Raw genomic sequence first — 24,855 nt, forward strand, 5'->3', positions numbered from 1 at the left:
AACCGTAAATTTGTGGTATTGAAAAAATAAATATGAGAAAAGTATTCGTCGTCGTGAGCATAACCGTTCTGGCATTGACCGCCATTTTAACGTATATCAACTGGAAATTCGCTTTCCTTTTGGTATTTTTCATTCCATTGATTGCACTCGGATTGTATGACATGTACCAATCGAGGCATTCCATTAGAAGAAACTTTCCTTTGCTTGGGCGTTTGCGATGGCTTTTGGAATCGATCGGGCCGGAATTGCGCCAGTATTTTGTTGAAACCGACACGGATGGACGTCCATTCAACCGTTTGCAACGGAGTTTGGTGTACCAACGCAGTAAAAAAGAAACCGATTCGCATCCTTTCGGAACGCAATTGAATGTTTATGATACGGGTTACCAATGGATCAACCACAGCATCAAAGCGATTTCATTTTCAGATATTGATCCCGATCCGCGCGTTCGAATCGGGTCTTCCCAATGCGAAAAGCCATATATGGCAAGTTTGTTCAACGTTAGCGCGATGAGTTATGGTTCGCTCAGTAAAAACGCGATTTTAGCTTTAAATGCCGGAGCAAAAGAAGGCGGTTTTTTCCACAATACTGGAGAAGGCGGACTTTCGCCTTACCATCTCGAACCAGGAGGTGACGTGGTTTGGAACATAGGAACCGGATATTTCAGCTGTCGCGATGAATACGGAAATTTTTCTCCTGAGAATTTTCGCCAGCGCGCCATATTGGACAACGTCAAAATGATCGAAATCAAATTTTCGCAAGGTGCGAAACCCGGACACGGCGGAATTCTGCCTAAAGAAAAGGTAACCGATGAAATTGCAGCGATCCGGCTCGTAAAAAAAGGCGGCGATATTTTATCGCCTCCGAAACATTCGGCTTTTAAAACGCCGTTGGAATTGATGGATTTCATTAAGGTCTTGCGTGAAAATTCTGGTGGAAAACCCGTCGGAATGAAACTTTGTGTCGGAAATAAATCAGAATTCCTTGCCATTTGCAAAGCAATGGTTCAAACCAAAACTTACTTCGATTTTATCACCGTAGATGGCGGCGAAGGCGGAACAGGCGCTGCGCCACAGGAATATTCAGACCACGTGGGCATGCCGTTGCGCGACGCACTTGCGTTTGTTTATGACGCTTTGAACGGATTTGATCTCAAAGACCAGATCAAGATCATTGCCAGCGGAAAAGTCATTAGCGGTTTTGACATCGTACGGACTTTATCAATGGGCGCCGATTTGTGCAATTCAGCACGCGGAATGATGTTCGCACTCGGCTGCATCCAGGCTTTGGAATGCCATGCAAATACCTGCCCGACCGGCGTGGCAACTCAGGATCCGAAACTCGTAAAAGGCTTGGTTCCCGAGCAAAAAAGCGTTCGTGTTGCGCGATACCAACATGAAACAGTTAAAGCTGCAATGGAACTGATCGCTTCCGCAGGAATTGACCATCCAGATAATGTAGGCCGCGATGTCGTAAGCATGCGCGTCGATAAAACAAAGATCCAGACTTTCGCAGAGCTTTTCCCGGAACTCAAAAAAGGCTGTTTGTTGCAGCCTGAAACCGTTCCGGATCGATTTTTCTACGACTGGAAAAAAGCCACAGCTGAAAGTTTTTAATAACATTTGATAAAAAAAATCTAGCTTAATGAATCTTAATTTCTTAATGGTTGAAAAAAATAATTAAAATGAACCAGATATTTACCAAAAAAGAAACCATCAAATTCAGGCATGTCGATTTTGCCGGAATCGTTTTCTATCCAAGATTTCTCGAAATGCTCAACGATTTAGTCGAAGATTGGTTTGAAGAAGCGCTTGAACGCCCGTTTTCTAAAATTCATGAAACCAACGGAATACCAACGGTCGATTTAAAAATACAGTTTAAAAAAGCCGGCCGTATCGGGGAAGTTTTAACCAAAAAGTTGTGGGTTGAAAAACTGGGTGGCGCGTCAGTGACCTGCGGATTTAAATTTGAAGATGAAAATCAAAATACCGTTCTCGAAGGCGAGGTAACATTGGTAAACGTCGCCATTTCAGAAGATCGGAACGATATCAAATCCGAAGCTTTTTCAGAAAGTATGAAATCGAAAATCGCTCCATTTCAGGTCGTAAATTAAAAATCATAATTCGAAAATTCATGGACTTCCCAAAATTTAAAGCTGCCGCTGTACAAACTTCGCCTGTTTTCCTAAACGTTGAAAAAACGATTGATAAAACCATTTCAATTGTAAAGGAAGCTGTGGCAAATGGTGCACAGCTTGTTGCCTTTCCAGAAGTTTTCATTGCCGGTTATCCGTATTGGAACTGGATCATGACGCCGGTTCAGGGCAGCAAATGGTATGAAGAATTGTATCGGAGTTCAGTCGTTGTTCCAAGCCCGGAAATTGACCGCATCTGCAAAGCTGCAAAAGAAAACGATATCCATATTGTTATTGGGATTAATGAACGAGGCGACAGTTATGGCGAAATTTACAATACCAATTTAATTATCGACAACCACGGAAACCTAATCGGCAAACACCGTAAACTGGTTCCAACCTGGGCAGAAAAACTCACCTGGACTTCCGGTGACGGTTCTTCTTTAAAGGTGTATAAAACTGAAATCGGCCCGATCGGGACTTTAGCCTGCGGTGAAAATACCAATACTTTAGCGCGTTTTACATTATTGGCACAAGGCGAATTGATCCACATCGCCAATTACATTTCGCTTCCCGTTGCACCGCCGGATTATAACATGGCCGAAGCGATAAAAATCCGCGCAGCAGCGCATTCTTTCGAAGGAAAATTATTTACGATCGTTTCGTGTTCGACCATTTCAAAAGAAATCATGGACGTTTTAAAAGCCGATGTTCCGGATGTTGAAGAGTTGTTAACCCGTAAAAATTCCGCATTCTCCGGAATTCTCGGGCCAAACGGTGCAGTTGTTGGCGAACCTTTAATTGACGACGAAGGCATTGTTTACGCCGACATTGATCTGGCAAAATGCATCCAGCCGAAACAAATGCACGACATTCTCGGGCATTACAACCGTTTCGATATTTTTGATTTGCGTGTGAATGTAGCACCAACCAGAAAGATTACGTTCATCGACAACCACGACGATTTCAATAAAAAATTAAATCTGTAAACCGCATTTTTACTCTAAAAAAAATACAACTATTTATTAACGAATCAGTTGGATTTTTTGTTTCTTTACTTTCTGCCGCCCCAATCCCGCAATTAAGATTGTCAACAGTTAATCTACGATAACTTTAATCAGACAAATGGCTACAGAAAACAAACTCAAAAAAGTACTTGGACTCGGTTTCGGAATCGCGATTTTTATAGGCGGGACAATTGGTGTCGGCATACTCCGAACGCCAGGCGAAATTGCCGCTTTCCTCAACAACGAATGGCTTATCATTTCTGTTTGGCTGGTTGGTGGATTGTACATTTTAATGGGTTGCGGCGCGTATGCCGAACTCGCAACTTCCATTCCTAAAGCTGGCGGTTCTTACAATTACATCAAACGCGCTTTTGGCGATTATGCGGGATTTATTTCGGGGTGGTTCGATTACATTACCAATGCGATTGCGCCGGCATTCTTCTGCATCGTCATTAGCGAATACATTGCAATGTTGTTTCCCGAAATTAAAGAACAAACGACTGTGATCGCGATCGCGTTTCTTTTAGGTTTCACCCTTATACACGTTGGCGGAATTAAAAATGGTAGCATTGTACAACAAATCACCAGTATTATTAAAGTATTGTTTTTCGTTGGACTGATTGTAGCGTGTTTTTGTTATTCTGGCATAAAGACCACGCCAATTGAGATCAATCCAAATGTCATGTCGGCAGGAATGATCATCGGTTTTTTTAAATCCATCCAAATGGCACTTGGTGCGTATGACGGTTGGTATGCGATTGTTTTCTTCGCTGAAGAAGACGAAGATCCAAACCGCAACATCCCGAGATCGCTTTACACCGGCGCACTGATCGTAATCGCAATCTATGTTTTGATCAACATCGCATTTCTTCACGTTTTGCCCGCTTCGGCTATTGCGAATTCCCCTTTGGCTGCAGCCGATGTGGCAAAAATCGTCTTTGGCGAAAACGGGGCTGTTATTGTAACTGTAATTGCCGTGTTTTCGATCATCGGAATCCTGAATGCGTTTTTGATGATTCCGCCCCGAATCTTATACGGATTGAGCCGCGATGGATTTTTTATTAAATCCGGAACGCGTGTGAATTCCGGTGGAACGCCGATTGTAGCGTTGTTGGCATCGTCTGCATTTACACTAATGCTTATTCTGATCGGATCTTTTAAAGTGCTGTTTTCCCTCGCCACATTCATGTCGGTCATCGTTTGGGGACTTACCTATTGCGCTTTGATCAAGCTGCGCATTTCCAAACCCAATTTGTTGCGGCCGCACAAAGCCTGGGGTTATCCGTATACAGCCATCATTTTAATATTGTGTTCTTTCACGCTTTTCCTCGGATTTGCCTACAGCGATGAGAAAAGCTTATTCGTAATTATCGCAATCGCAGCAATCTCCTATCCGGTTTTCCGATTTCTAAAACGCGGATGAAAATCGGTTTCAACCAAAAGAAAACGATTGCGTAATCACAACAGAAATCGTAAGTTTGGGTTTCTGAATCTGCATAACAACAAAATGGAAGCAAAACACAACGACGATGTCATCGGGCGCGCACGCGTCAAAGACACTCCTGAACTCGAAGCTTATTATAAAGAATTGGAAAACCTTGGAGCTGGCGCGCTTTGGACTGTTGCCAACGACATCGAACCCTGGGAACCGCGTTCTTCGTCAGTTCCGATGTTGTGGAAATACGATGATCTTCGGGAACTTGTCCTCAAATCATCCGAACTCGTCACGCCGGAACAAGCCGGACGCCGCGTCGTTTATTTGGTAAACGACAAACGCAAAGACGTTTCTGCAGCAGTCGGCTGGTTGTATACCGGAATTCAGGTCACGCGCCCCGGCGAAAGCACTTCGGCACACCGCCACAAAGCGTCTGCCCTGCGTTTTATCATGGAAGGCGAAGGCGGTTATACGGTCGTTGATGGCAATAAAATTACGTTTGAAGTCAATGATTTTGTAATTACGCCCAATTCTGCGTGGCATGAACACGGCGTAAATGCTGATGGAAAAACTTGTATTTGGCAGGACGGACTCGACATTCCGCTTGTCAATGCGCTTGAAGCAAATGATTATGAAGTTTTTGACGGCAAGCAGCCACTTCAAAACCCGGTCGATTTTTCACCTTTGTCCTTCAGCGGAACCGGTTTGATTCCCGCAGATTTTGTTTGGGACAAACCTTATTCCCCATTATTCAAATATTCCTGGAAAAACGTATATCCGGCATTGCTCGAAGCGGCAAAAGTCAGCGACGGCTCGCCTTATGACGGCATTATCATGCACTATTCCAATCCGTTGACCGGCGGCCATGTGATGCAAACCATGGGCGCTTCGATGCAATTGCTTCGAGCGGGCCAGCATACCAAAGCGCACAAACACACAGGTTCGTTTGTGTACCAATGCGCCAAAGGTAAAGGCTATTCGGTCATTAACGGCAAGCGGTTTGACTGGAAGGAACGCGATATTTTTTGCGTACCGTCATGGGCTTGGCACGAACATGTGAACCTTTCCGAAACCGACGACGCGTGTTTGTTTTCGTTTAACGATTTGCCTGTGATTGAAAAACTCGGATTGTATCAGGAGAAGATTTATGAAGAAAATAATGGCTTTCAGATTTTGGATTAGGAGCTATTTCCTGCTCTCACCTTTATCTTTGCTCGTTCCTCACAAAGGATACCGGCTCCATCAGGGCTAGGCATCCCAATAAGAATAAACATATCAGAAAAATTAAACTTCGCAACTAAAGCATGAAACTACTTACCTACAAAACAAATTCCAATACTCAAAAGCTCGGAATCCTACAAAACGACACCATTATAGACGTTGAACTTCTCGGACACAAAACAAACGAAATTTTCCCCAAATCCATGCTGGAATTGATCGATGCCGGAATGGAAGAAGTTTCCCGCATTTCAGATATCCTGGCAAAGGCCAACGAAAATGTCATTGCCGCCGTTTCAATTTCGATTGCTGAAATTACGATCCTTGCTCCCATTCCTAAACCGCGTAAAAATATCATTGGCATTGGATTGAATTATACCGAACATGTTGCCGAAAGCGCCAGAACGCTCGATACATCAAACGAATTGCCGCAGAAACCGGTAATTTTCTCCAAGCCGCCAACAACAGTTACGGCCACAAATACGAACATTTTACTAAATCCGAAACTTACTCAGCAATTGGACTGGGAAGTCGAACTTGCAGTCGTGATCGGTAAAAAAGGAAAATATGTTTCGAAAGAAAATGCAATGGATTATGTTTTTGGCTACACCGTGATCAACGACATTTCGGCACGTGATTGCCGCCGCGCCGGGCAATGGATCGTTTCCAAAGGGCAAGACACATTTGCTCCAATGGGCCCTTATTTAGTAACCAAGGACGAAATTGAAAATCCGCACAACCTGAATTTATCGTTAACTGTCAACGGTGTTGAAAAACAAAACTCGAACACCAAATTCATGTTGTTCAACATCAACGACTTAATCGAAGATTTGAGCACCGTTTTCACGCTTGAACCCGGTGACATCGTTGCAACGGGAACTCCGGCAGGTGTTGGCGCAGGCAGAAATCCGCAGGAATGGCTTTGGAATGGCGATGTGGTTGAAGCGACGGTTGAAGGCATTGGAACGCTTGTAAATACGGTTGAGGAAATGGATAATTGATAGTTAATAATTAATAATTGAGTGTCAGGGTATATGAAAGTTCGTAACATAGATTAAAGCTTAAGGACAAAAAACGAAAAAGCTCAAGTTCAAAACTAAAAAGAGTACGGTCAAAATCGAAAAGAGTACGATCAAAATCAAAAAGGATAAGGTCAAAATCGGAAAGCTTACTTTCTTAAATGCTAAGGTTTGCGTGAGCGATTGAAGTGGAAAGCCCGGAACGGAGTGAGGACTTGAAACGGAAAGCGCGACAGCGGCAAAGCGCAGCGGAGCCGATGGCACGCCCAAAAAATAAAACTTTGAAACTTTGCAGCCTTGCAACTCTTAAACTACTTAAAATGAAAAAATACAAAATCGGGCAAATCGTGCCTTCTTCGAATGTAACGATGGAAACAGAAATTCCGGCAATTTTCAGGTCGCGTGAAACTATTTTACCTGAAAAATTTACGTTTCATTCGAGCCGCATGCGCATGAAAAAAGTAACCAAAGAAGAGCTTGAAGCCATGGACGCAATGAGTTTGAAATGTGCCCTCGAATTGTCAGATGCACAGGTCGACGTCATGGGTTATGCGTGCCTGGTTGCCATTATGAGCATGGGCCGCGGGTATCATTGTGTTTCAGAAATGAATCTGCACCAGGAAACAATTGCGAACGGTTTTCCTACTCCGATTGTGACAAGTGCCGGCGCACTTATTAACGGACTAAAAGTTATGGGTGCGAAAAAAGTGGCGATCATTACGCCTTATATGCGTCCGCTGACCGATATGGTTGTCGATTATATAGAACATCAGGGATTTGAAGTGGTAGATTCGATCGCGCTCGAAATTCCAGACAATCTCGAAGTGGCCGCACAAAATCCTATGAATCTGCTGGAGATTTACAAAAGGCTGAATCTGGAAGGCGTTGACGTGATTGTTGCGTCGGCCTGTGTGCAAATGCCGTCACTTGAAGCCATTGACCTGATTGAAAAAGAATCGGGAATTCCGGTGACATCTGCGGCGGTTTGTACGACTTATGAAATGATGAAGAAACTTGGAATTGAGACGAAGTCAACTATCGGCGGAAGCCTGCTTTCTGGGAAATATTAAGTTTGAAAAACATTTATAGGCCAGACCACAGCACAGCACACTGTGGCGCAGCAAATTCCTGAATTGACATTTGAAATTCGTGAATTTGTCTAGGTTTTAACTGAAATTTTACTATCTGTAAATTGTATAACATTTGTAAAAAACTCTGTAAGAAAAAAACGATGTAGTTTGGCGAGATTTGTTAAAACTAAAACTACTAACCATGAGCACACACTACACTTTAAACGAAAATAATCACGATGAGGGTGATTTTGAAAACATCATCAGAATAAATTCAAACGAGTCAGATTTCGAAGAAGAAGATTACGATCTTGATTACGATCCAAACGAAATGTACTACGCGTTGATGAACGAGAAAAACTAAAAGCTGATCTAATCAGCTTTTTTTTTCCTTATTACCGAACAAACTTTTCCTCATTATGTCTTTGCATCTCACTCCGATTGAACGTGTAAAAACCATTTCGAAAGAAGATTTTTACAACAATTATATCAAAAAACAAAAACCGCTTGTCATCGAAAAACTTACAACCGATTGGCCTGCGTATGAAAAATGGCGCCTGAATTACATGAAAGAGGTCGCTGGGGATAAAACGGTCCCGCTGTACGACGACCGCCCGGTATCGCATGAAGACGGCTTTAATGAAGCACATGCGAAAATGAAAATGTCCGATTATATCGACCTACTGCAAAGAAAGCCTACAAATTACCGGATTTTTCTTTATAATTTAATGAAAAGCGTGCCATCGTTAAAAAACGATTTTAAGTGGCCAGATATGGGCTTGAGGCTGGTAAAGCAACTTCCGATGTTGTTCTTCGGCGGAGAAAATTCCCGTGTTTTCATGCATTATGACATTGATTATTCAAACATCCTGCACTTCCATTTTCACGGAACCAAGCAATGTGTGCTGTTCGCTCCCGATCAAACCCCATACTTATATAAAGTACCGCATGCGCTGATTTCACGTGAAGACATCGATTTTGACAATCCCGATTTTGATAAATGGCCGGCGCTTGAAAAAGCTCAAGGTTTGGTTGCAAATCTTAAACACGGTGAAATGCTTTACATGCCCGAAGGATATTGGCATTACATGAAATATTTGACGCCGGGTTTTTCGATGAGTTTGCGCGCATTTCCACGAAAGATCAGCAACATTGGAAAGGCGGCTTACAATATCATGATCATGCGCCATTTTGATAATTTTATGAGAAAACAGCAAGGTCAGAAATGGATCGATTATAAAAATGAGCAGGCAATTGTCAATACGCATAAGCATCTGGGAATTGCGACAAATCATGTAACAATTTGATAAAACTGCATAACGGATTTGGATGTTTGAAAAGTATCTTTATAATATTAATTATTCAAATGAAATATTATGGGAACGCTAAATAACAATTCCGGAAAAAGCAATCAGGGACAACAACACGACGGACAGAAAAATTATCAGAATTCAAATCAGCGAAATCCTGACAATGTTCGCAACAATACCCGCGATCACGAATACAAAGAATATGACAAAAAGCTGACGAACGATGCGAATTATGACATCGACAGCCACGAAGTCAAAGGCGATCCCGATTTTGATGATACACGTGAAAACGTCTCAAAGAACAAATAAAAATTTCTAACTCTAACCAATAAAAAACATCATGAACGGATTATTTAAAACATTAATTGCAGGCTGGGGCGCCAAAAAACTGGGCGGTGGCTGTCTGGGAACCATACTTATTTTTGTAATTATTTATTGGCTGCTCGGGCGTTTTTAAGAATATTGTTCCTGCATAAAATCAGATATTATGAGCAGAAATTCAGATAAAGATCTGGACACTTTCGTGAATGACAATCCGGACACAAACCACATCGATAAAAACATCGGAAACCGAGATGGCTTCGACTCGCCTGTTAACAAAGATTTCGGAAAAAAATCTGACGGAAAAGAATCGCTGACGAACGATGAATCTGCCGATACTGATCCGAATGAAGTTGCCGATAAGCCAACTTTTAAAAATGACAATCATTAACCCAAAACCAAAAGCCATGAGTTATTTTGATGAAGACGAAAGGAAAATAGACGATCCGGGCTTAAACCAGGATTCGACTTATGATAAAAAAGATGACGAGGATTTTGATGATTCGGATGATTTTCATAAAAATGACGACACCGACACGGAAAAGAAATCCATCGATGAAGAAAAAGTAAAAGAACCACCATCAACAGCTACAACTAATGATAAAGTAAAAGATGTTGGAATGAACGATGGCAACATTTATATATAAAATAAAAATCTCCATTATGGAGATTTTTTTATGCCTGATATTAAAGGAATTTTTATTTTAATAAGCCATCAATTCTTTTAAAGCCTTTTCAAACCTGCCTTTTGGCAAATACTGGTCCTCAAGCGCTTTAGTAAACGGGATCGGGCTGTCTAAACTTGCGACGCGTTTTACAGGGCCGTCGAGATATTCAAAACAATCTTCCATGATCATCGCTGAAATATCGCTCGCAATGCCGCCAAACATACTATCTTCCTGAAGGATAATGACTTTGTTTGTTTTCTTTACGGATGCATAAACCGTTTCCTTATCCAATGGCTGTAACGTTCTGAGATCAATTAAATCAGCAGAAATTTCCGGGTTTTTATCCAATGTTTCCAAAGCCCAATGAACCGCTGCTCCGAAAGATATTATTGTAACGTCTTTTCCTTCTTTTAAAATTGCGGCTTTCCCGAGAGGCAATGTATAATATGCTGTGGGAACTTCCTGATAAACGCTTCTGTATAGTTGCTTGTGCTCAAAAAACATCACTGGGTTCGGGTCGTTGATCGAAGCATTCAAAAGTCCTTTAGCATCGTATGGAAACGCCGGATAAACAACTTTCAATCCTGGCGTTTTTGTAAACCACGCTTCATTGGTTTGTGAATGGAACGGACCGGCCTGTGTTCCGCCGCCGCAAGGCATCCTTACAACGACATCGGCATTTTCCTGCCATCGGTAATGGACTTTTGCAAGATAATTTACAATCGGGTTGAACCCTGTGGAAACAAAATCGGCAAATTGCATTTCGACAATCGCTTTGTAACCATTGATCGATAAACCCATTCCGGCAGAAACGACTGCACTTTCACATATTGGCGTATTGATCACACGTTCTTTTCCAAATTCAGCCACAAAACCATCGGTAATTTTAAATGCGCCGCCATATTCTGCAATGTCCTGCCCCATGATCACAAGGTTTTCGTGGCGTTGCATTGATTGTTTTAAACTTTGTGAAAGTGCATCGATGAAACGGATGTTTTCTTTTTCACCTGAAGGTTTAACATCTTCAAAATCATAAGGTTTGTACACATCATTTAATTCATCTTCATAAGTGGCAACTATATCTGCTTCAGTATTTGCAAGTAGTAAATTGTCGTCAATTTCTTTCTTGATTTCGGCACGCAATTTTTCGTCCAGATCAGATGAAAGGATATTTTGCTTTAGTAAATACGTTCTGTAATTGTCTACCGGATCTTTTTCGCCCCACATGTCCATCAATTCCTGCGGTACATATTTGGTTCCGCTGGCTTCTTCATGCCCGCGCATCCTGAATGTTTTGAATTCGATTAAAACCGGACGCGGCTTTATGCGCATCGATTCGACGATATCTTGCAATTCGCCAAAGACTTCAAGAATGTTATTTCCGTCAATTATGTGCGCTTCCATTCCGTAACCAATGCCTTTATCTGCAAGATTTTCACAACGGTATTGCTCGTTTGTTGGTGTTGATAATCCGTAACCGTTATTTTCAATAACAAATAAAACCGGCAAATCCCAAACCGAAGCAATGTTTAAAGCTTCATGGAAATCGCCTTCACTTGTTGCACCTTCTCCGGTAAAAACCGCAGTTACTTTTCCGTTTTTCTTTAATTTGTTGGCCAATGCGATTCCGTCAGCGACACCAAGTTGTGGCCCGAGATGCGAAATCATACCTATAATCTTATATTCCTGAGTTCCGAAATGAAAAGAACGGTCGCGCCCTTTGGTAAAGCCGCTCGCTTTTCCCTGCCATTGTGAGAACAATCGGTGCAACGGAATGTCGCGCCCTGTGAAAACACCAAGGTTTCGGTGCATCGGTAAAATGTATTCGTCTTTGCCTAAAACGGCTGTGATCCCAACAGAAATCGCTTCCTGCCCGATTCCCGAGAACCATTTGGATACTTTCCCCTGACGGATCAGGATCAGCATTTTTTCTTCAATAAGCCTTGGCTTTAAAAGCCTTTTGTATAAATCTAATAATTGGTCGTCGGATAAATTTCTTCTTTCAAAATTCATTGGGCACAGAATATTTTTCGTTAAAAAACTCTTCAAAAGTATAAAAAAATTACAGTATAGTCTTATTTTGTTCTGATTTTTTAAATTGTTGATAACTTATGCGTTCCTTTTTTCAAATTATTCTATACTTTTGTTTTTACGAGGCCTGACGGCTAGCAAAGTTATTAACAAATATTTTTTAGTAATGCAAAATATTCCTAGTGTTGACTTGCGTGATTTCCTTTCGGACGATCCGAAACGTAAACAAAAATTTGTAAATGAAATCGGAAAAGCCTTCGAAGATATTGGCTTCGTGGCATTAAAAGGTCATTTTTTAGATGACAAACTGGTAGATGAATTGTATAGCGAGATCCGAAGTTTTTTCGCTTTGCCATTGGAAACCAAATACAGTTATGAAATTCCTGGAATCGGCGGCCAGCGCGGTTATGTTTCTTTCGGAAAAGAACATGCAAAAGGAAGAAAAGAAGGCGATCTGAAAGAATTTTGGCATTTTGGGCAGTATGTAGATAAAGATTCGAAATATGCTTCGGAATATCCAGATAATGTAGAAGTAAAAGAGTTGCCGCGTTTCAATTCCATTGGAAAAGAAGCCTATCAAATGCTTGAAAAAACCGGAATTTACGTATTGCGAGCATTAGCATTGCATTTAGGCCTGGATGAATTTTACTTTGACAATTACGGAAAACAAGGGAATTCCATCCTTCGCCCAATCCATTATCCACCCATTACATCTGAACCTGAAAATGCCATTCGTGCAGCAGCCCATGGCGATATCAATCTGATTACTTTATTAATGGGCGCTCAGGGAAAAGGTTTGCAAGTTCAAAACCATGATGACGAATGGATTGATGCTATGGCAGAACCAGACGAATTGGTCATCAACGTGGGCGACATGCTGTCAAGGCATACAAACAATAAATTGAAATCTACGATTCACCAGGTTGTTAATCCGCCAAGAGAATTGTGGGGCACTTCGCGTTATTCAGTTCCATTTTTCATGCATCCGGTAAGCGACATGAAACTTGATGTTTTAGACAATTGTATTGATGCCGAAAACCCAAAATTATACGACGATATTACGGCCGGGGAATTCCTGCACGAACGTTTGGTTGATTTGGGATTGATCAAGAAATAATTTACTTTTATACCTTTTTGAAAAGACATTGGGTTCGCTTGATGTCTTTTTCTTTTTTTAATCTTTCATATGGATTTACAAGACCAACTAAAAAACCTTTTCCCAGACCACGAACCTTCACAGGAAATCGAAGAAACTTCATCCGAACCCAAAGCACTCTGGGTCCAAAAAGACCCTATGATCTGCAAATACGAACGAAGAAAAGGAAAAGCAACAACCATCATCGAAGGCTACACAGGCTCTGAAGAAGATTTTAAAATCCTTGCTAAAGAACTCAAAACAAAACTCAGCGTTGGCGGCACCTTCAAAGACGATTCGATCATCATCCAAGGTGATTACCGTGACAAAATCATGGCGATATTAAAAGAAAAAGGCTTCAAAGTCAAGCGCGTCGGTGGATAACACTTCCAGATTCAAAAATTAAATTTCAAATAAAAACCAGTAAATCTGCAACCTAGCAATTCAAAAAAAATGATCCAATCATCTGAACTCATATTAAACCCTGACGGCAGCGTCTACCATTTAAATCTAAAGCCCGAACACATCGCGCACGACATCATTTTCGTAGGCGATCAAAACCGTGTCGAAAAAATCACGCAGTTCTTCGACAGCATCGAATTTTCTACCCAAAAACGCGAATTCAAAACGCAAACCGGAATCTTCAAAGGAAAAAGAATTACAGTGATGTCAACAGGAATCGGACCAGACAATATCGACATTGTCATCAACGAACTCGACGCTTTGGTCAATATCGACCTCGAAACCAAGATGCCGAAAGAAAATCTTACTTCATTAAACATCATCCGAATCGGAACTTCAGGTTCACTGCAAGCCGACATTCCTGTCGACAGTTTCGTATTGTCAAAATTCGGACTTGGCCTCGACAATATGCTCCGCTCCTATCTCATCGACGAAGTTTCCCTATCTGCAATCGAAGAAGCATTCATCAACCATACAAACTGGGATTTGAAAAAAGGAAAACCTTATGTGATTCCGTGTTCTTCAACACTCGAAAAAATCATCGAAAGCGACAAAATGCACAAAGGAATTACTGCAACTGCCGGAGGTTTCTACGGCCCGCAAGGCCGCGTTTTGAGATTGCCTATCCAGGATGAAAAGCTAAATTCCAAAATGGACAATTTCAATTTCGACAACAACAGGATTACGAACCTCGAAATGGAAACGGCTGCGATCTACGGACTTTCAGCGCTTTTGGGCCACAACGCTTTGTCTTTAAATGCGATTATTGCAAACCGCGCTTCGGGTACATTCAGCGAAGATCCATATAAAGCCGTTGATGCATTGATCACTTACACTTTAGAAAAACTGGCTAATAATTAATTTTTTAAGAGCTTTTTCCCGCTATCCGCTGCAATCTTTTTATGGATCCGCTGCGCTGCGCCATAAAAAGGATTTCCGCTGCTATCGGGGCTAGGCATTCAACCATGAAACAGCCATTCAAAAAATAGAAGACCAAATCAATAACGTGAAAACTAGTTCAGGGATCAATTGATAATGGATAATTCGGGAAACTCATAAACTTTGCAACTTTATTACTCCAAAAACCATTAATAATTCAAAAAAACTTAGGTATTTAGGTACTTCCAACTCAGCAACTCTATGAAAACCATCAAAATAGCCGGCGTTCCGGAACACTTTAACTTACCCTGGCAGCTTTGCATCGAAAACGGCGAATTCGAAGTTGAAGGCATTGACCTGCAATGGACAAACATTCCGGAAGGAACCGGAAAACTCTGCCAAATGCTGCGTGACGGCGAAACCGACATTGCGGTGATTCTAACCGAAGGAATTGTCAAAGATATTATTGCCGGAAATCCGTCAAAAATTGTTCAGGTTTATGTTCAATCGCCATTAATCTGGGGCATTCACGTTGCAGCAAATTCTAAATTCCAAACACTTTCCGATCTCGAAAATACCAAAGCCGCGATCAGCCGAAAAGGTTCGGGATCTGAATTGATGGCTTATGTGAATGCCGGAAATCAAAACTGGAACACTCAAAACCTACAATTTGAAATCGTAAATACCATTGACGGCGCAGTCGAAGCATTGACAAACGGCACCGCCGATTATTTTATGTGGGAACGTTTCATGACCAAACCGCTTGTCGACAAGGGCATTTTTCGCCGCATAACAGATTGCCCGACACCCTGGCCTTCATTTGTAATTGCCGTTCGCGATGAAGCGCTTGAAAAACATACGGGAACAATAAAACGAATTCTCGAAATCATCAACAATACAACGATCGAATTCAAAGACATCCCGAGCATCGACCGCACTTTGGCGTCTCGTTACCAGCAAAAACCCGAAGACATTCGCGAGTGGCTTTCACTAACCAAATGGTCACAGAAAAATTTATCAGAAGAAATGTTAAACAAAGTTCAAAATCAGTTGCTTGAACTTTCTATTATCGATAAAAAAGGTACTTTTGCTCAAATTGTAAAATCGCTGTAGCTTTTGCAAACCAGGCAATATGATCAAACTCCGGGATATTCCGTTCCAAAAAATCAGAGACAAACTCCGGATTAAAAAACCGTGGGACAATGTCATCATTTTTGTACTGAACATCCTGATCGCGATCCCGGTTTTTATCATCATCCACCAGAATATTATCGATCCGAACTGGTATTTCCAGATTGACCGGATTTTATTATTTATTGCAATCGTCGCGATCATTCAATTGATTTTGAGATTGTTGCGAACGGTTATCATTTTTTGCATTGTAGCTTATTTAATCGTGTTGGTTTTCGGAAGTGTTTCCGGAAATTACGGATTTGCCGCAGTAATTGAAGATTACAATTACATGATCTATTCGATGTCAGACAGCCCAAATCCGCAGGATTTGATTCTGGCAAAATTACTTCCATTTCCCAATAAATCCAAGATTGAAGATGCCGTCGAATATGAAAATCCAAAAATCCGGAATTTTGCAGTCATGGCAACAACAAAATATTTTAAAGACATTCGCGGTTATGCCAAATACCGGACGACCATCCAGTGCTTTGCCGTTTTTAAAGAAATAAACAGCAGATGGAACTATGTTAGCGATCCCAAAGGGCGTGATTACATTGCCAAAGCAACGGAATCTTTGATGTATTTGTCAGGCGATTGCGACGACCATTCTGTTTTAATGGCAGCTTGTGTCAAATCGATCGGTGGCACGCCAAGGTTAATCCATACCGGCGGGCACATTTATCCTGAGATCTTAATCGGCGATAAAAACGATCTTGAAACGATCAATTACCTGATTAAAAAAATATTGTTTGTAAAAGAAAGTAAGGGCAAACAAATTCATTACCATATTGACGAGCGCGGGCAAATCTGGCTGAATTTAGATTATACGGCAACTTATCCAGGCGGGCCTTTTATGTCAGAAGAAATTCTCGGCGCTTTAACATTATAAGCTTTTTGCCTCCAATTCTACCATTTTATTGCACGTTTTTCAATACTTTTCAAATACTCATTCGTTTTGCTAAAATGCTTGTTTCCAAACCAATGCCCTTTATTTGCGCTCAACGGGGACGGATGCCCCGATTCTAAAACCAAGTGTTTCTCCCGGTTGATCTTCGCGCCTTTTTTCTTCGCATATCCACCCCAAAGCAGGAAAACAACATTTTGCTTTTCATCAGAAATTTTCTGGATTACAGCATCCGTAAAAGTTTCCCATCCTTTGCCTTGGTGGCTTGCTGCTTCGTGGGCTCGAACCGTTAATACAGCGTTTAACAACAATACGCCCTGCGCTGCCCAACGCTCAAGATTCCCGGATTGCGGAAACGGCTGGTTTAAATCATCCTGGATTTCCCGGAAAATATTTTGCAATGACGGTGGGAAAGCGACACCGTCACGAACCGAAAAACAAAGTCCGTTTGCCTGTCCCAGCCCATGATATGGATCCTGACCGATGATGACGACTTCAACTTTATCAAACGGGCAATGGTCAAAAGCAGCGAAAATTTCTTTTCCCGGCGGATAACATTTGTACGTGGCATATTCCGATTTGACAAAAGAAATCAGGTTTTCGAAATAAGGTTTCTGGAATTCGCCTTCTAAAACTTCCTTCCACGACGGCTCTATATTGATGTTCATATTTTTGGAATTTGGACAAAAATAGCCAATTAAAAAATCAAATCCATTGCAGCATTATCTGAATTTCTTGCACCAATACTTTGCTGATTTTTGAGTAAATTTGCATAGAAAAATTGCCCGAAAGAAAAATGATATCGATTACAGAAAAAACACTTCAGGATTTGCAGTTCCCGACGGTTCTTGAAACCATTTCGGAGATGTGCAATACCGATCTTGGAAAAGAAAAAGCCTTGCGGATCACGCCGTTTCGCGAAAAGGAAATACTGATGCAGGCCTTGCACCAAACCTCAGAATATGTTTCCTCATTTCAGAATAACAATGCAATCCCAAACCACGGTTTTGATTCGATTGCGCACGAAATAAATTTCCTCGCCATTGAAGACAGTTTCCTTGAAGCCGGAAGTTTTAGGAAAATTGCGGCGATATCAGAAACCGTAAATGTGCTTTTGCAATACTTTAAAAAATTTGATGATTATTATCCGACCTTGAATCTTAAAGCTTCGGAAGTTACTTTAACGACTGAAATCATTAAGAAAATTGACGAAGTTATCGATAAATATGGCGAGCTGAAAGATAGTGCTTCTCCTGTTTTACAGGACATCCGAAGAAATATGAACGCCGTTCGCGGAAAGATCAACCAAAGTTTTGGGGCTGCTTTGACGCAATATCATGGTCTTGGTTATTTAGATGACATCAAGGAAAGTTTTGTGCAGAATCGACGCGTGCTGGCCGTTTTGGCAATGTACCGACGAAAAGTAAAAGGGTCAATTTTGGGAAGTTCGAAAATCGGAAGCATTGCCTACATCGAACCCGAAGCGGCTTTAAAATATTCGCGCGAGCTTGCCAACCTCGAATATGAGGAAAAGGAAGAAATCATGCGGATCTTGAAGCAATTGTCGAATGCGATACGTCCGTTTCAGCCATTGCTAATCAATTACCAGGAATTTCTGGGCGACATAGACGTCATTTCGGCGAAAGCCAAATATGCCAACAGGATCAACGGGATTTTACCGAATATTACCGAAGAACGCCGTTTGTATTTCCGAGAAGCCTTTCATCCTATTTTGTTTTTGTCCAATTTACAGAAGAAAGAAAAAACGTTTCCACAGACGATTGAGCTGAATCAGGAAAATCGGATCATTGTCATTTCGGGGCCAAATGCCGGAGGAAAAACCATCTCGTTAAAAACCGTCGGATTGCTTCAGTTGATGCTGCAATCGGGCATGCTGATTCCGGTTCATGAGCGCAGTGAAACATTTTTATTTGACAGGATTCTGACAGACATCGGCGATAACCAATCGATTGAAAATCATTTGAGTACATACAGTTACCGATTAAAGAACATGAATTACTTTTTGAAGAAATGCAACAAGAAAACCATGTTCCTGATTGACGAATTCGGAACCGGATCTGATCCTGAACTCGGCGGTGCTTTGGCAGAAATCTTCCTCGAGGAATTTTACCATCGGGAAGCTTTCGGGATTATTACGACACATTATTCAAACCTCAAAATCCTTGCAAATGAACTGCCTTTTGCGATGAACGCCAACATGATGTTTGATGAGCAATCTCTGGAGCCATTGTACAAACTCGTTTTAGGTGAAGCCGGAAGTTCGTTTACATTTGAGGTTGCACAGAAGAACGGCATCCCATACGGACTCATCAATCGGGCGAAAAAGAAAATAGAAGTCGGAAAAGTGCGATTTGACAAAACCATCGCTACGTTGCAAAAAGAACGTTCCAAGCTTGAAAAAACGTCACAAACGCTTAAAGAAGAAGAAACCAAAGCGCGTGAGGAAAGCAAAAAAATGGAAAACATCAATGTAAAAATCAAGCAAAAGCTCGAAAGTTACCAGGAATTGTACGACAGCAACCAACGCATCATTTACATGGGGCAAAAAATAGACGACATTGCCGATAAATATTTCAACAACAAAAACAAGAAAGACCTCATTGGCGAATTCCTGAAGATCATTGAGATCGAAAATTCGAAACGCAAAAAAGTTTCTGTCAAAGAAAATAAAGTCATCCAGGAAAAGAAACAAGAGATCATTAAAGAAGTAACGGTTCAGGTTGCCGAAATCCGACAGGAGAAAAAAGAGAAAAAAATCAAAGCGGCCATGGTTCCGCCGAAGCCAAAACACATTTTAAAAGTGGGCGACCGCGTGCGAATGATCGATGGAAAATCGGTTGGAAGCATTGATGTCATTGAGAAAAACAAAGCTGTCGTAAATTATGGTATTTTTACTTCGAAGGTCAGCTTAGACGAACTCGAATTGGTGGAAGCAAAAAAGAAGTGAGAAATGAGTATGGAAAATTTACCAAAAGATAAAAAGATCATCCTGTTTGACGGTGTTTGCAATTTGTGCAATTCGGCCGTTCAGTTTGTGATCAAACATGATTTAAAAGACCAGTTCAGGTTTGCTGCATTGCAATCGGATATTGGTATGCAAATTCTGAAACACATCGCAATCGACCCGAAAAACATTGATAGCATCATTTTATACGAACCCGGAATTGCATATTATTACAAATCATCAGCAGCTATTGAAATTGCAAAAGGCCTTGGCGGATTCTGGAGTTTAAGCACCGCTTTTAAAATTATCCCAACTTTTTTAAGAAATCCGGTATATGATTTTATCGCAAGGAATCGTTACAAATGGTATGGTAAACAGGAAAGCTGCATGATCCCGACACCTGAGTTAAAATCAAAATTCTTATAAATAAAAAACTCCCTGCTTTCACAGGGAGTTTTTCTATGACAACTAAAAAATTAGTTTTTCACGATTTTTTTAGTAGCTGTACCTTCGTTAGATTTAATGTTCATCATGTAAACACCTGCAGATAAATCTGAAATGTTCATGTCAACTTTAGAAAGGTTGTTTACTGCATTTTCTTTTACGATTCTTCCGTTCAAGTCAGTGATTGACACATTTGTGATTGGAGATTTTTCGTTAGAAACAGTAATTAGGCTTGTAGCAGGGTTTGGAGAAACTACAAAGCTTGTAGCTGCTTTAGTATCTTTAACTGCCAAAGTAGTTGAAACACCGTTCAAAGTAAATGAACCATTCCATGTACCAGAGTTAGTTCCGCCAGTAGCGAAATAACCATTTCCGAAATACACTTTCAATGTAGGGTTTGCATCAAAATCAATTGGCGTATCCAATGTAATTGTACCGTCACATACAGTTCCAACAACATCACTGTCACCACTAGGCCAAGCTTGTGTCTCTAAAGCTGCGAAATCACTAAATCCTCCAGCCTGTAAAGTAATTACGTCTGTAGCCGTTAATCCAGTTGTAACAAGAACGGTGAAATCATTTGCATAAGTACTTTGTGTAGAAGCAGTAAGTGCAACATTCACATCAATGCTTGTCAAAACGCCATGAAGTGCTCCTGCATTAAAAGCGGTTCCAAAATATGCAGCCTGAAAAGTACGGTTTGTAACTGCTACCGTTTCTTGTTGAGCAGTTGCTGTAAAGATTGATCCTGCAAGCAGGAATGCGAAAAGTAATTGTTTTTTCATAATTTTTATTTTTATTTTAAGTCCTCAAAGCTATTAAAAATTGTTGTAAGATTTCTTTACAAATTGTTAATCTTTAAAAAATACCAAAATTTTTAAAATTCATGTTATTAAAACAACCGCGGCTATTTCTTTACGATTTTTTTTATGGTATGCGTATTTTCTGAAACGATATCAATGATGTAAATGCCTGCTGATAGATCTGAAACATCCATTTTTACATCTGATCTATTTTCGAATTTATTTGTTTTAACGATCCTTCCATTCATATCTGAAACTGAGACTTGGGCTATGTTGTGATTTTTGACCGATACATTTATAATATCTGAAACCGGATTTGGATATACAGCCACATTTTCTACATCATTTTCAATTTGGTCAACACTTAATAAAAGCATGTCTGTGGCTACCGCGCGCACCACGTAATTATCAAATCTTGCGGTGCTGGCAACAGTATTTTCAGCACCTTCTTCGTATATGGCTGTAGCGATAAAATCAATTTCAGCCGGATCCAGCCCTGCGGTTGTTCCGTTTGTGTACGAATCGAATCCCGGGCCTTTCCAGATTACTTTTCCGTCACTTTTCTTGAAACTCATCCCAAGCCGAACCCATGTATTAATAGGAAGCACCAAATCCGGGTTGCTTTCAGGGCCCAAACTGTATTGATAGGTTCCTGTTCCCTGATCATCGCTATAGTAAGCAAGCCCGCTGATGATTTTGCTGTCCTGGGCAATGATAAAACCTGCCAGGATTTTTGAAAGATCGGCATTGTAAACATTCAGCCTGATGGAATTTTGGCTTAACGTAATCGGTCCGGTGTAATAGTCAAATTCAATTTCGAGAATGTCATTTCCTGCCTCGCGTGCACTCCAGGCCGTTGGCAATCCATTTTTCCACATAAAGTGGTTGTCTGTGGCGTTTGCCGGGCCTGTCAGTTGAAAAACCCTGCCATGGGCAACGCCATCATTCAATATCCTGTAATCAAGGTTTGTACCACCAACAGTATAAAATCCACCCTGTCCTGCTACCGATCCGGTTACACTGGTTCCAACCGCGCCATTTGTATATGCCGTAAAATCGTTGGATTCAATAATCTGTGCATTTGAATAAATTGCTGATAATATGACAAATGAAAGTATCGTTTTTTTCATGATTTTTTAATTTATAAATGAAACTTCGTCTAAAACACTTGTGAAGTTAGAATTATTTTTGCGGATTTTTAAAAATGCCTGCCACTTTTTTCAGCAATTAGTCATTTTTCTCCCATTTTCCTACAACCGATGTTGCCAGCGCATTTCCTAAAACGTTTGTAGCGCTTCTGAACATGTCGCAAAAATGGTCGATTGGCAGGATCAAAGCAATGCCTTCAATCGGGATTTTAAACATGCCGCAGGTTGCCGCAACGACAACAAGGCTCGCTCTTGGAACGCCTGCAATTCCTTTGCTGGTTAGCATCAGTACAAAAAGCATGGTGAATTGTGTGCCAATGCTCAGATCAATGCCATACGCCTGAGCGATGAAAATGCTTGCAAAAGTCATGTACATCATGCTTCCATCAAGATTAAACGAATAGCCGAGCGGCAGCATGAATGAGACAATCCTATCCTTTACGCCGAAGCGCTCCAGTTCTTCTGTAAGTTTCGGAAATACGGCTTCGCTGCTTGTGGTGCCGAATGCAATGATCAACGGACTGACGATTCTTTTGAGCAATTCACCCATCAATTTGCCCAGAAACAAATATCCGATCAGCAGCAAAACGATCCAAAGTGTTGAAATGCCTACTAAAAACGACCCGAAGAATTTTGCATAAGTCAGGATCAAATCGCTGAAATCGCGGATGGCAAAAACACCCGCAATCGCCCCAAAAACACCAATTGGTGCAAACTTCATGACATAATTGACCATTTTTAAAACAATATGCGACGTTTTATCCAAAGCATTCACGACAGGTTTTGCATGATCGCCGATGGAAGCTGCTGCCAATCCGAAGAAGATCGAAAAAATCACGATTTGCAAAATTTCGTTTGTTGCCATCGCTTCAACAATACTTTTCGGGATGATGTGCTCGATGAAATTCTGTGCCGAAAACACGCTGGTTTTTTCAGTCACTTCTGAAGCGGTAGATAAATCAACATCTGATAAATTCAGGCCAATTCCGGGTTGCAAAACATTCACCCAGAACATCCCGATCAAAAGCGAAATGAAAGAAGCGGTAAAAAACCAGCCCAATGCCTTCCCTCCAATCCTTCCAACCGCTTTAATGTCGCCGAGTTTTGCAATCCCAACCACCAAAGTCGTAAACACCAAAGGCGCAATGATCATTTGGACGAGCCTGATGAAAACTGTTGCCAGCAGTTTGATGTAGGTACTAAATTCCTTCGCGCTTTCCGGCGTGGCATTGTTGTGGATGAAAATTCCGAGAATCGCCCCGACGATCATCGCAATTAAGATCTGCGTTGTTAAATTTGAGAAAAAAGAGGTTTTCTGAGTTTCAGTTTGGTTTGGATTCATGGTTTGGAAGTTGGATGTGTTTTAGCCCTGATGGAAGCGGCATCCTTTTTTGCCGGAGGAACGAAGGCAGAAAAGATACAGTGGACAGCAGGAACAGCTCCTAAAAATTAGTATTATATGTTTTATTAATCAGATAAAAATCGGCCAGCACAATTGCAGCCATCGCCTCTACGATTGGCACCGCACGCGGAACAACACACGGATCGTGTCGGCCTTTGCCCTGCATTTCTACAACATTTCCTTTGTTGTCAATCGTTTCCTGTTTTTGCATGATCGTGGCAACCGGCTTGAAAGCCACGCGGAAATAAATATCCATCCCATTTGAAATGCCGCCCTGGATTCCGCCAGATAAATTCGATTTGGTCGTTCCGTCAGCATTGTATAAATCGTTGTGTTCGCTGCCTTTCATCTTCGCACCGCAAAATCCGCTGCCATATTCAAAACCTTTTACGGCGTTGATAGAAAGCATCGCTTTTCCGAGTTCAGCGTGTAGTTTATCAAAAACCGGCTCGCCCAAACCAATCGGTACATTTTGGATCACGCAGGTTACGGTTCCGCCAACCGTATCGCCTTCTTTGCGGATTTCGCGGATGTAAGCTTCCATTTTTGCGGCACTTTCTTCATCGGGACAACGCACCGGATTGCTTTCTGTCTTTGAAAAATCGAGTGCCTGATAGGGTTTGTCAATAAAAATATCACCAACCGAGGATGTAAATGCATTGATTTTAATGTCCTTTAATACTTGTTTGGCAACTGCACCAGCTACTACCCGACTCGCTGTTTCGCGCGCCGAACTTCTACCACCGCCACGATAATCGCGGATCCCGTATTTTTTTTCATAGACATAATCGGCATGGCTCGGACGGTAATTGTCTTTGATGTGGGAATAGTCGTCTGATTTCTGGTTTGTATTCGGAATGATAAAACCGATTGGCGTTCCGGTCGTTTTTCCTTGAAAGATCCCTGATAAAAACTGTACTTCGTCGTTCTCTTTTCGTTGGGTTACGATTGCAGATTGTCCTGGTTTCCTGCGCTCCATTTCATATTGGATTGCATTGAAATCAAGTTTGATTCCCGGCGGACAACCATCAATGATTCCACCGAGCGCTTCACCGTGGGATTCTCCAAAAGTCGTGATTTTGAAAAGCGTTCCGTAACTGTTTCCTGCCATTTTGATGTGTTTTGAACAAATGTAGGTTTTTAGTAGCAAAGTTGCAAAGTTGCTGCAGAGTACCTGAGTGCCTGATTGACTGAGTAGCAAGTTTTCAAATCGTAAGCTAAAAGGAATTCCGAAAACTATGTTGCCCAATAACTTTTATTGACAATCCAAAAAACTCAGCTACTCAGCAACTATTTCTTAACATTCCCTTCCCCTTCAATTCACAAC

Annotated in this window: 25 protein-coding genes; 19 read left to right on the forward strand and 6 right to left on the reverse strand. The window is 41.3% G+C overall.

Annotation, left to right across the window (positions count from 1 at the left end; translation table 11 throughout):
- The first annotated feature begins 32 nt into the window (after positions 1-32).
- The 12 genes from BLS32_RS13005 to BLS32_RS13060 all read left to right on the forward strand — a co-directional run bounded on the left by BLS32_RS13005 (position 33) and on the right by BLS32_RS13060 (position 10,161).
- Positions 33-1,616 (forward strand): FMN-binding glutamate synthase family protein, encoded by a 1,584-nt coding sequence (locus tag BLS32_RS13005; RefSeq protein WP_091396581.1) that lies wholly within the window; start codon positions 33-35, stop codon positions 1,614-1,616.
- 68 nt (positions 1,617-1,684) lie between these two features.
- A complete protein-coding gene (locus BLS32_RS13010; RefSeq protein ID WP_091396584.1) occupies positions 1,685-2,113 on the forward strand; it encodes an acyl-CoA thioesterase in 429 nt (142 codons plus the stop codon).
- Between the two features lie 20 nt (positions 2,114-2,133).
- Entirely contained in the window at positions 2,134-3,123 is a 990-nt protein-coding gene (locus BLS32_RS13015) for a carbon-nitrogen hydrolase family protein (protein WP_091396587.1), read from the forward strand.
- Positions 3,124-3,259: 136 nt separating this feature from the next.
- Entirely contained in the window at positions 3,260-4,564 is a 1,305-nt protein-coding gene (locus tag BLS32_RS13020; RefSeq protein WP_091396590.1) for an APC family permease, read from the forward strand.
- 84 nt (positions 4,565-4,648) lie between these two features.
- Positions 4,649-5,758 carry a cupin domain-containing protein gene (locus BLS32_RS13025; protein WP_091396592.1) on the forward strand — a complete coding sequence of 370 codons (1,110 nt, stop codon included), beginning with the start codon at positions 4,649-4,651 and terminating at the stop codon, positions 5,756-5,758.
- Positions 5,759-5,880: 122 nt separating this feature from the next.
- A complete protein-coding gene (locus BLS32_RS13030) occupies positions 5,881-6,795 on the forward strand; it encodes a fumarylacetoacetate hydrolase family protein (protein ID WP_091396595.1) in 915 nt (304 codons plus the stop codon).
- 338 nt (positions 6,796-7,133) lie between these two features.
- The gene (locus BLS32_RS13040; protein WP_091396601.1) at positions 7,134-7,883 is read left to right on the forward strand and encodes a maleate cis-trans isomerase family protein; all 750 of its coding nucleotides are present in this window, start codon (positions 7,134-7,136) and stop codon (positions 7,881-7,883) included.
- A 202-nt stretch (positions 7,884-8,085) separates the two neighbouring features.
- The gene (locus BLS32_RS18540; protein WP_170227581.1) at positions 8,086-8,247 is read left to right on the forward strand and encodes a hypothetical protein; all 162 of its coding nucleotides are present in this window, start codon (positions 8,086-8,088) and stop codon (positions 8,245-8,247) included.
- A gap of 55 nt (positions 8,248-8,302) precedes the next feature.
- Positions 8,303-9,190 (forward strand): cupin-like domain-containing protein, encoded by an 888-nt coding sequence (locus BLS32_RS13045; RefSeq protein ID WP_091396603.1) that lies wholly within the window; start codon positions 8,303-8,305, stop codon positions 9,188-9,190.
- Between the two features lie 69 nt (positions 9,191-9,259).
- Positions 9,260-9,502, forward strand: coding sequence for a hypothetical protein (locus tag BLS32_RS13050; RefSeq protein ID WP_091396606.1), 243 nt, complete (start codon positions 9,260-9,262; stop codon positions 9,500-9,502).
- 178 nt (positions 9,503-9,680) lie between these two features.
- Positions 9,681-9,905 (forward strand): hypothetical protein, encoded by a 225-nt coding sequence (locus tag BLS32_RS13055; RefSeq protein ID WP_091396608.1) that lies wholly within the window; start codon positions 9,681-9,683, stop codon positions 9,903-9,905.
- Positions 9,892-10,161: a hypothetical protein gene (locus BLS32_RS13060; protein WP_091396611.1), complete on the forward strand. Its 270-nt coding sequence runs from the start codon at positions 9,892-9,894 to the stop codon at positions 10,159-10,161. Before BLS32_RS13055 ends, BLS32_RS13060 begins: the two co-directional genes overlap by 14 nt.
- A 57-nt stretch (positions 10,162-10,218) precedes the next feature.
- Here BLS32_RS13060 and BLS32_RS13065 read toward each other — a convergent pair whose 3' ends face one another.
- Positions 10,219-12,195, reverse strand: coding sequence for an alpha-ketoacid dehydrogenase subunit alpha/beta (locus tag BLS32_RS13065; protein WP_091396614.1), 1,977 nt, complete (start codon positions 12,193-12,195; stop codon positions 10,219-10,221).
- A 184-nt stretch (positions 12,196-12,379) separates the two neighbouring features.
- On the opposite strand from BLS32_RS13065, the gene BLS32_RS13070 reads away from it, so the two are divergent.
- The 5 genes from BLS32_RS13070 (at position 12,380) to BLS32_RS13090 (ending at position 16,751) form a co-directional block, all read left to right on the forward strand.
- On the forward strand, positions 12,380-13,330 hold the full coding sequence (locus tag BLS32_RS13070; protein WP_091396617.1) for an isopenicillin N synthase family dioxygenase: 951 nt from the start codon (positions 12,380-12,382) through the stop codon (positions 13,328-13,330).
- A gap of 69 nt (positions 13,331-13,399) precedes the next feature.
- Positions 13,400-13,732 carry a translation initiation factor gene (locus BLS32_RS13075; RefSeq protein WP_091396620.1) on the forward strand — a complete coding sequence of 111 codons (333 nt, stop codon included), beginning with the start codon at positions 13,400-13,402 and terminating at the stop codon, positions 13,730-13,732.
- Between the two features lie 69 nt (positions 13,733-13,801).
- On the forward strand, positions 13,802-14,671 hold the full coding sequence (locus BLS32_RS13080) for a nucleoside phosphorylase (RefSeq protein WP_091396623.1): 870 nt from the start codon (positions 13,802-13,804) through the stop codon (positions 14,669-14,671).
- 279 nt (positions 14,672-14,950) lie between these two features.
- Positions 14,951-15,802: a substrate-binding domain-containing protein gene (locus tag BLS32_RS13085; protein WP_091396626.1), complete on the forward strand. Its 852-nt coding sequence runs from the start codon at positions 14,951-14,953 to the stop codon at positions 15,800-15,802.
- 19 nt (positions 15,803-15,821) lie between these two features.
- Complete coding sequence (locus BLS32_RS13090) at positions 15,822-16,751, forward strand: transglutaminase (protein ID WP_091396629.1); 930 nt, start codon at positions 15,822-15,824, stop codon at positions 16,749-16,751.
- Between the two features lie 17 nt (positions 16,752-16,768).
- Here the strand turns inward: BLS32_RS13090 and BLS32_RS13095 are convergent, their stop codons facing one another.
- A complete protein-coding gene (locus BLS32_RS13095; protein ID WP_091396631.1) occupies positions 16,769-17,434 on the reverse strand; it encodes a uracil-DNA glycosylase in 666 nt (221 codons plus the stop codon).
- A 128-nt stretch (positions 17,435-17,562) separates the two neighbouring features.
- On the opposite strand from BLS32_RS13095, the gene BLS32_RS13100 reads away from it, so the two are divergent.
- Complete coding sequence (locus tag BLS32_RS13100) at positions 17,563-19,734, forward strand: endonuclease MutS2 (protein WP_091396634.1); 2,172 nt, start codon at positions 17,563-17,565, stop codon at positions 19,732-19,734.
- A 9-nt stretch (positions 19,735-19,743) separates the two neighbouring features.
- Complete coding sequence (locus BLS32_RS13105) at positions 19,744-20,157, forward strand: thiol-disulfide oxidoreductase DCC family protein (protein WP_091396637.1); 414 nt, start codon at positions 19,744-19,746, stop codon at positions 20,155-20,157.
- Positions 20,158-20,207: 50 nt separating this feature from the next.
- On the opposite strand, the gene BLS32_RS13110 is transcribed toward BLS32_RS13105, so the two are convergent.
- From BLS32_RS13110 to aroC, 4 genes are all read right to left on the reverse strand, one after another.
- Positions 20,208-20,960 carry a T9SS type A sorting domain-containing protein gene (locus tag BLS32_RS13110; protein WP_091396639.1) on the reverse strand — a complete coding sequence of 251 codons (753 nt, stop codon included), beginning with the start codon at positions 20,958-20,960 and terminating at the stop codon, positions 20,208-20,210.
- A gap of 122 nt (positions 20,961-21,082) precedes the next feature.
- Complete coding sequence (locus tag BLS32_RS13115) at positions 21,083-22,108, reverse strand: T9SS type A sorting domain-containing protein (protein ID WP_091396642.1); 1,026 nt, start codon at positions 22,106-22,108, stop codon at positions 21,083-21,085.
- Between the two features lie 97 nt (positions 22,109-22,205).
- Positions 22,206-23,468, reverse strand: coding sequence for a dicarboxylate/amino acid:cation symporter (locus BLS32_RS13120; RefSeq protein ID WP_091396645.1), 1,263 nt, complete (start codon positions 23,466-23,468; stop codon positions 22,206-22,208).
- A gap of 100 nt (positions 23,469-23,568) precedes the next feature.
- Positions 23,569-24,639 carry a chorismate synthase gene (aroC, locus tag BLS32_RS13125; RefSeq protein ID WP_091396648.1) on the reverse strand — a complete coding sequence of 357 codons (1,071 nt, stop codon included), beginning with the start codon at positions 24,637-24,639 and terminating at the stop codon, positions 23,569-23,571.
- Between the last annotated feature and the right edge of the window lie 216 nt (positions 24,640-24,855).

The sequence above is a fragment of the Flavobacterium noncentrifugens genome, from assembly GCF_900100375.1.
GTDB classification, from domain to species: Bacteria; Bacteroidota; Bacteroidia; order Flavobacteriales; family Flavobacteriaceae; genus Flavobacterium; species Flavobacterium noncentrifugens.

Excerpts from the sequence above, each read along its gene's own strand:
- BLS32_RS13005 (WP_091396581.1), top strand. The coding sequence starts at position 33 with ATGAGAAAAGTATTCGTCGTCGTGAGCATAACCGTTCTGGCATTGACC.
- BLS32_RS13010 (WP_091396584.1), top strand. The coding sequence starts at position 1,685 with ATGAACCAGATATTTACCAAAAAAGAAACCATCAAATTCAGGCATGTC.
- BLS32_RS13015 (WP_091396587.1), top strand. The coding sequence starts at position 2,134 with ATGGACTTCCCAAAATTTAAAGCTGCCGCTGTACAAACTTCGCCTGTT.
- BLS32_RS13020 (WP_091396590.1), top strand. The coding sequence starts at position 3,260 with ATGGCTACAGAAAACAAACTCAAAAAAGTACTTGGACTCGGTTTCGGA.
- BLS32_RS13025 (WP_091396592.1), top strand. The coding sequence starts at position 4,649 with ATGGAAGCAAAACACAACGACGATGTCATCGGGCGCGCACGCGTCAAA.
- BLS32_RS13030 (WP_091396595.1), top strand. The coding sequence starts at position 5,881 with ATGAAACTACTTACCTACAAAACAAATTCCAATACTCAAAAGCTCGGA.
- BLS32_RS13040 (WP_091396601.1), top strand. The coding sequence starts at position 7,134 with ATGAAAAAATACAAAATCGGGCAAATCGTGCCTTCTTCGAATGTAACG.
- BLS32_RS18540 (WP_170227581.1), top strand. The coding sequence starts at position 8,086 with ATGAGCACACACTACACTTTAAACGAAAATAATCACGATGAGGGTGAT.
- BLS32_RS13045 (WP_091396603.1), top strand. The coding sequence starts at position 8,303 with ATGTCTTTGCATCTCACTCCGATTGAACGTGTAAAAACCATTTCGAAA.
- BLS32_RS13050 (WP_091396606.1), top strand. The coding sequence starts at position 9,260 with ATGGGAACGCTAAATAACAATTCCGGAAAAAGCAATCAGGGACAACAA.
- BLS32_RS13055 (WP_091396608.1), top strand. The coding sequence starts at position 9,681 with ATGAGCAGAAATTCAGATAAAGATCTGGACACTTTCGTGAATGACAAT.
- BLS32_RS13060 (WP_091396611.1), top strand. The coding sequence starts at position 9,892 with ATGACAATCATTAACCCAAAACCAAAAGCCATGAGTTATTTTGATGAA.
- BLS32_RS13065 (WP_091396614.1), bottom strand. The coding sequence starts at position 12,195 with ATGAATTTTGAAAGAAGAAATTTATCCGACGACCAATTATTAGATTTA.
- BLS32_RS13070 (WP_091396617.1), top strand. The coding sequence starts at position 12,380 with ATGCAAAATATTCCTAGTGTTGACTTGCGTGATTTCCTTTCGGACGAT.
- BLS32_RS13075 (WP_091396620.1), top strand. The coding sequence starts at position 13,400 with ATGGATTTACAAGACCAACTAAAAAACCTTTTCCCAGACCACGAACCT.
- BLS32_RS13080 (WP_091396623.1), top strand. The coding sequence starts at position 13,802 with ATGATCCAATCATCTGAACTCATATTAAACCCTGACGGCAGCGTCTAC.
- BLS32_RS13085 (WP_091396626.1), top strand. The coding sequence starts at position 14,951 with ATGAAAACCATCAAAATAGCCGGCGTTCCGGAACACTTTAACTTACCC.
- BLS32_RS13090 (WP_091396629.1), top strand. The coding sequence starts at position 15,822 with ATGATCAAACTCCGGGATATTCCGTTCCAAAAAATCAGAGACAAACTC.
- BLS32_RS13095 (WP_091396631.1), bottom strand. The coding sequence starts at position 17,434 with ATGAACATCAATATAGAGCCGTCGTGGAAGGAAGTTTTAGAAGGCGAA.
- BLS32_RS13100 (WP_091396634.1), top strand. The coding sequence starts at position 17,563 with ATGATATCGATTACAGAAAAAACACTTCAGGATTTGCAGTTCCCGACG.
- BLS32_RS13105 (WP_091396637.1), top strand. The coding sequence starts at position 19,744 with ATGGAAAATTTACCAAAAGATAAAAAGATCATCCTGTTTGACGGTGTT.
- BLS32_RS13110 (WP_091396639.1), bottom strand. The coding sequence starts at position 20,960 with ATGAAAAAACAATTACTTTTCGCATTCCTGCTTGCAGGATCAATCTTT.
- BLS32_RS13115 (WP_091396642.1), bottom strand. The coding sequence starts at position 22,108 with ATGAAAAAAACGATACTTTCATTTGTCATATTATCAGCAATTTATTCA.
- BLS32_RS13120 (WP_091396645.1), bottom strand. The coding sequence starts at position 23,468 with ATGAATCCAAACCAAACTGAAACTCAGAAAACCTCTTTTTTCTCAAAT.
- aroC (WP_091396648.1), bottom strand. The coding sequence starts at position 24,639 with ATGGCAGGAAACAGTTACGGAACGCTTTTCAAAATCACGACTTTTGGA.